5 protein-coding genes are annotated in these 5740 nt (G+C 70.2%); all 5 read right to left on the reverse strand.

What is annotated here, in order from left to right:
- Window positions 1–52 precede the first annotated feature (52 nt).
- Window positions 53–814 (reverse strand): DUF3159 domain-containing protein, encoded by a 762-nt coding sequence (locus ACFU6I_RS47575; protein WP_345514290.1) that lies wholly within the window; start codon window positions 812–814, stop codon window positions 53–55.
- Window positions 815–817: 3 nt separating this feature from the next.
- A complete protein-coding gene (locus tag ACFU6I_RS47580) occupies window positions 818–1225 on the reverse strand; it encodes an OB-fold nucleic acid binding domain-containing protein (RefSeq protein ID WP_345514291.1) in 408 nt (135 codons plus the stop codon).
- A gap of 139 nt (window positions 1226–1364) precedes the next feature.
- On the reverse strand, window positions 1365–2057 hold the full coding sequence (locus ACFU6I_RS47585) for a response regulator (protein WP_384380561.1): 693 nt from the start codon (window positions 2055–2057) through the stop codon (window positions 1365–1367).
- A gap of 52 nt (window positions 2058–2109) precedes the next feature.
- The gene (locus tag ACFU6I_RS47590) at window positions 2110–4653 is read right to left on the reverse strand and encodes an ATP-binding protein (protein WP_384380564.1); all 2544 of its coding nucleotides are present in this window, start codon (window positions 4651–4653) and stop codon (window positions 2110–2112) included.
- Between the two features lie 207 nt (window positions 4654–4860).
- The gene (locus ACFU6I_RS47595) at window positions 4861–5610 is read right to left on the reverse strand and encodes an ABC transporter ATP-binding protein (protein WP_384380567.1); all 750 of its coding nucleotides are present in this window, start codon (window positions 5608–5610) and stop codon (window positions 4861–4863) included.
- Window positions 5611–5740: the final 130 nt, after the last annotated feature.

Raw genomic sequence — 5740 nt, forward strand, 5'->3', positions numbered from 1 at the left:
GGCCCGGAACCGTGAGTGACGGTTCCGGGCCCCTTCGGCTGTCGCGGGCCGGTCAGACCTCGTGCTGACGGACGGCCGCGGCGGCTTCCGCCTTGCGGGCCTTCTCGGCCTCCTCCTCCGCCTCCATCTCGGCGAAGACGTCGATCGGCGGCGGCGCCTTTGCGAGGAAGACCCAGGTCAGATATACCGCCAGCAGGAACGGCGGGATCTTCAGGGCGACCAGGACCCAGCCGAGCTGCGCGGTGTCGGCCCACCAGTAGAGCGGGAAGAGGATCGCGCACTTCGCGAGCAGGATCAGTCCCCAGGCCCAGCTGGCCTTGGCGTACGCCTTCTTGCGGCCGGGGTTCCTGGTACGCCAGGAGAGGTTCTCCTTGAAGACCGGGCCCAGTATCAGGCCGATCAGCGGCACCCCGGCGAGGGTCGTGACGAGGTACGCGAGGGCCAGACCCAGCGTGTAGAGCATCCCGGGCAGGTAGAAGTCCTTGGCGTTGCCCGTCATCATCGCGAAGACCACGCCGAAGGCGACGCCGAAGACCCCGCTGAAGGCGTGCTTGACGGTGTCCCTGCGGATCAGCCGTACGACGACGAGGACCAGGGAGACGACGAGCGCCGCGATGGCCGATACGTGCAGGTTCTTGTCGATGGTGAAGATCGTGACGAAGAGCAGCCCGGGAAGAACTGTCTCCACCATCCCCCGGATGCCGCCGAACGCCTCGAAGAGTGCGGCTTCGGTGACCGCCTTGGCGTCGGCCTCCTGCTGGGCGGTCGGGTTGGTGCGGTCCGTGTCGGACGTCGGCTTGTCGAGAGACGTCACCGGCTACTCCTTGCCGAGCGGTCGGAGTTCGTATTTGGGGTTGAACAGCACCCGGCGCCCGTGACTCATGGCGATCCGGCCCGAGGCGATGAGCTTGCGGCCCGGCTCGATGCCCACGATGGAGCGCCGGCCCAGCCAGACCACGTCGAGCGGTGCGGTGCCGTCGAAGAGCTCCGCCTCCAGGGCGGGCACTCCGGCGCGCGGCCGCAGGGTGACGGTCCGCAACGTACCAGTCACCTTGACGATCTGGCGGTCGGTGCAGTCGGAGATCCGCGTGCAACCCGATGCCTGCGAGTCCTCCTGCAGCTCCTCCGACTCCAGGTCCTGCTGGGAGCTGGACAGCCGGTCGAGCATCCGGCGGAAACGGCCGGACGGCCTCTCCGCCTTCTCGGGACGTGGAACAGCACTCATACCCGAAGGGTACCGGGCCACGGCGGTCCGGGCGGATGTCCGTTCTCTCACTCGAACGGGCTATCCGATACGGCCCGTTCTTGACGTTCGTCCGGTACGCGCGGGGCGCCGACCGCCGTCGATCCGGTGCGCTCGGGCATCAGCCGCGTTCGAAGCGGTAGCCCATGCCCGGCTCGGTGACGAAGTGCCGGGGGTGCGAGGGATCCGCCTCCAGCTTGCGTCGGAGCTGTGCCATGTAGACCCGCAGATAGTTGGTCTCGGTGCCGTAGGAGGGCCCCCACACCTCCTGCAGCAGCTGCTTCTGGCTGACCAGCCGGCCGCTGTTGCGGACCAGGACCTCCAGCAGATGCCACTCGGTCGGGGTGAGCCGCACGTCGCGTCCCTCGCGGTGGACCTTCTTCGCCGCCAGGTCGACGGTGAACCCCTCGGTCTCGACCATCACGACGTCGTCGCCGCCGTCCTGGCCGACCGGCTCGGCCCGGCGCACCGAGGCACGCAGCCGGGCCAGCAGCTCGTCCATGCCGAACGGCTTGGTGACGTAGTCGTCGGCCCCGGCGTCCAGCGCCTCGACCTTCTCGTCGGAGGTGTGGCGGGCGGAGAGCACCAGGATCGGCACCCGGGTCCAGCCGCGCAGCCCCTTGATCACCTCGACGCCGTCCATGTCCGGCAGCCCGAGGTCGAGGACGACGACATCGGGGTGACGTGCGGCGGCGAGCTGCAGGGCGGTCGCACCGTCGGGCGCGGCGTCCACCTCGTACTTGCGCGCCTTCAGGTTGATCACGAGGGCGCGTACGATCTGCGGCTCGTCGTCGACCACAAGCACCCTGGTCATCGCGGACCTGCCTTTCTGCTGTACGGAACTGCTGACTGAGGCGGTACGGACATCATGAGGCGACCTGCGCCGGCAGGTCGGGGCCGACCGGAACGTATCCCGACACCGCCTTGAGCGTCAGGACCATGGTCATGCCACCGCCGGGGGTGTCCTCGGCTCCGAGGGTGCCGCCCATGGACTCCACGAAGCCGCGGGCGACGGCCAGTCCGAGGCCGACCCCGGCGCCGCGCGGGGCGTCGCCGTAACGCTGGAACGGCTCGAAGATCCGCTCCTTGCCCTCGTCGGGGACGCCGGGCCCGCGGTCGGCCACCCGCAGCTCGACCCGGGAGCCCAGCGCGCTGGCGGCCACCGTGACGCGTTCCCCGTCGGGGCTGTACTTGACGGCGTTCTCGACGATGTTGGCGACGGCCCGCTCCAGCAGTCCCGGGTCGACGGCGACCATCGGCAGCGACTCCGGGATGTCCAGGTCGACGCTGTCCTCCGGTACGCCTCCGAGCGCCATCGGGACCACCTCGTCGAGGTCGATCTCGCGGATCAGCGGGGTGACGGTGCCGGTCTGCAGCCGGGACATGTCGAGGAGATTGCCGACCAGGTGGTCGAGGCGGTCGGCGCCGGCCTCGATGCCTTCCAGGAGCTCCGCCCGGTCCTCGTCGGACCAGGCGACGTCGTCGGAGCGCAGTGAGCTGACGGCGGCCTTGATGGCGGCCAGCGGGGTCCGCAGGTCATGGCTGACGGCGGCCAGCAGCGCGGTCCGTATCCGGTTGCCCTCGGCGAGCCGGCGGGCCTCCTCCGCCTCCCCGATCAGTCGCTGCCGGTCGAGTACGACGGCGGCCTGAGCGGCGAACGCGCCGAGCACGCGACGGTCCTCGGCGGGCAGCACCCGGCCGGACAGCGCGAGCGCCATGTGGTCGCCCACGGGCATGTCCACATCGGCGTCCTCGGGACGGGCGACCGGCCCGGGGCCGACGCTGCCCGCGCAGGTCCACGGGTCGACGTCGCTCTTCCGCTCCAGCAGCGCCACGGACTCCATCGCGAAGGTCTCGCGGACCCGCTCCAGCAGGGCGTCCAGCGTCGTCTCACCGCGCAGGACGCTGCCCGCGAGGAACGAGAGGATCTCGGACTCGGCACGCAGCCGGGCCGCCTGATGGGTACGGCGGGCCGCCAGATCGACGACGGAGGCCACCGCCACCGCGACCGCGAAGAAGATCACGATGGCGACGAAGTTCCTCGGATCCTGAACCGTCAGGGTGTGGGTCGGTGGGGTGAACCAGTAGTTCAGCAGCAGGGAGCCGACGGCCGCCGAGGCGAGGGCGGGCAGCAGCCCGCCGATCAGGGCGGCGGCAACGGTCATGAAGAGGAAGAGCAGGACGTCGTTGGCGAGCCCCGGGCCGTCCTTCAGGCCGGTGAGCAGCACCGTGAGGAGGGCGGGGCCGCCGACCCCGACCAGCCAGCCCCAGACGATCCGGGCCCGGCCCAGCCGGGCCCCGCGGGCGATCGGCAGTCCGCGGCCCTTGGCGACCTCTTCGTGCGTGACGATGTGGACATCGAGGTCGGGGCCGGACTCCCGGGCGACGGTGGCTCCGACGCCGGGTCCGTAGATGTACTGCCAGGCCTTGCGACGGCTGGAGCCGAGCACGATCTGGGTGGCGTTGACACCGCGGGCGAATTCGAGGAGCGCCGAGGGTATGTCGTCGCCGATGACGTGGTGGAACGTACCGCCGAGGTCCTCGACGAGGGTGCGCTGGACGGTGAGTTCCTTGGGCGAGGCGGAGGTCAGTCCGTCGCTGCGGGCGATGTAGACGGCGAGGATCTCGCTGCCGGAGCCCTTGGCGGCCATACGGGATGCGCGGCGGATCAGCGTACGGCCCTCGGGGCCGCCGGTGAGTCCGACGACGATGCGTTCACGGGCCTGCCAGGTGGAGCGGATGTTGTGTTCGCCGCGGTACTCCTGGAGGTATTCGTCGACCCGGTCGGCGACCCAGAGGAGGGCGAGCTCGCGCAGAGCGGTGAGGTTGCCCGGGCGGAAGTAGTTGGACAGGGACGCGTCGATCCGGTCCGGCTTGTAGATGTTGCCGTGGGCCATCCGGCGGCGCAGCGCCTGCGGCGACATGTCGACCAGTTCGAGCTGGTCGGCACGGCGGACGACCTCGTCGGGGACGGTCTCACGCTGCCGTACGCCCGTTATCGACTCGACGACGTCTCCGAGCGACTCCAGATGCTGGATGTTGACGGTGGAGATGACGTCGATGCCGGCCTGGAGGAGTTCCTCGACGTCCTGCCAGCGCTTGGCGTTGCGCGAGCCCGGCACATTGGTGTGGGCCAGTTCGTCCACCAGGGCGACGGCGGGGGCGCGTTCCAGGACCGCGTCGACGTCCATCTCGGTGAAGACGGCGGACCGGTACTCGATCTCGCGGCGCCGGATCTGTTCCAGGCCGTGCAGCATGACCTCGGTGCGCGGCCGGTCGTGGTGCTCCACGAACGCCACGACGCAGTCGGTGCCCCGCTCCACCCTGCGATGGGCCTCGGAGAGCATCGCGTACGTCTTGCCGACGCCCGGTGCCGCACCCAGGTAGATCCGAAGCTTGCCGCGTGCCATGGCCCCATTGTCTTTCAGAACGGCTGCGGCCGGTGCGGCAGCCGAACTCGAAGCTACCCCGAGGATTTACGACAAATGAGACAGAGAGCCGGGCAGAAGACCGAATTGACAGAATTCTGATGCGCCGAACCAGGCTGAATGCCCATATTCCGAAAATGAGCGACAAAAGGTGCCCGGGGTGAACCCGGGCACCCCTCTCCCCCGCCCCTACGCGTACTCGGCGATATGCCCGTCGCTGAGCTCCAGCACCCGGTCCGCCAGCCCCAGCAGCTGCGCATCGTGCGTCGCCACCAGCGCGGTCACCCCCTCGCTCCGTACCACCGCGCGCAACAGCTCCATCACTGCGAGCCCCGTCTCCGCGTCGAGCTGCCCCGTCGGTTCGTCCGCGATCAGCAGTGCGGGCCGGTTGGCGAGCGCGCGGGCGATGGCGACGCGCTGCTGCTGGCCGCCCGAGAGCTCGCCGGGCCGCTGGGCACTGTGGTCGCCGAGCCCGACCAGGGAGAGCAGCAGCGCCACCCGGTCCTCCCGCTCGCGCGGATCCGCCTTCCGCAGCCGCATCGGTACGCCGACGTTCTCCGCGGCGGTCAGGATCGGGATCAGGCCGAACGACTGGAAGATGAAGCCGATCCGGTCCCGGCGCAGCTCCAGCAGCCCGTTCTCGCCGAGCTCGGAGAGGTCCGTGCCGTCGACGGTGATCCGGCCGCCGTCGGGACTGTCGAGGCCGCCGACCAGGTTCAGCAGGGTTGTCTTGCCGGAGCCCGAACGCCCCTTGAGTGCGACGAGCTCGCCACGCGGCACGTCGAAGGAGACCCCGCGCAGCGCGTGGACGGCGCCCGCGCCGGTTCCGTACGAGCGGTGCAGGTCCTCGACGCGGACCATCGGCCCGCGGGCCGATTCCTCGGCGACGGCCGTGCCGCCCTGCCCGCCCGTGCTCTTGGTGCCGGTGCTGTCGGTCATGCGCTCCCCCATGCGTGGTCGGTCCCCGTCGGCCGACAGTATGTGCATGAGGCAGACGGCCGGGCAATGGCCGAGGCCCCTTCGCCGGCGGATGTGCCCGGGCGCCGTGGTCCCTGCGGCTGTCTCTTAT

Source organism: Streptomyces sp. NPDC057486 (assembly GCF_042802415.1).
GTDB classification, from domain to species: Bacteria; Actinomycetota; Actinomycetes; order Streptomycetales; family Streptomycetaceae; genus Streptomyces; species Streptomyces yanii.

What these genes read in the sequence shown, in the direction of transcription:
- ACFU6I_RS47580 (WP_345514291.1), bottom strand. Translation starts at nt 1,225, where the DNA reads ATGAGTGCTGTTCCACGTCCCGAGAAGGCGGAGAGGCCGTCCGGCCGT.
- ACFU6I_RS47585 (WP_384380561.1), bottom strand. Translation starts at nt 2,057, where the DNA reads ATGACCAGGGTGCTTGTGGTCGACGACGAGCCGCAGATCGTACGCGCC.
- ACFU6I_RS47590 (WP_384380564.1), bottom strand. Translation starts at nt 4,653, where the DNA reads ATGGCACGCGGCAAGCTTCGGATCTACCTGGGTGCGGCACCGGGCGTC.
- ACFU6I_RS47595 (WP_384380567.1), bottom strand. Translation starts at nt 5,610, where the DNA reads ATGACCGACAGCACCGGCACCAAGAGCACGGGCGGGCAGGGCGGCACG.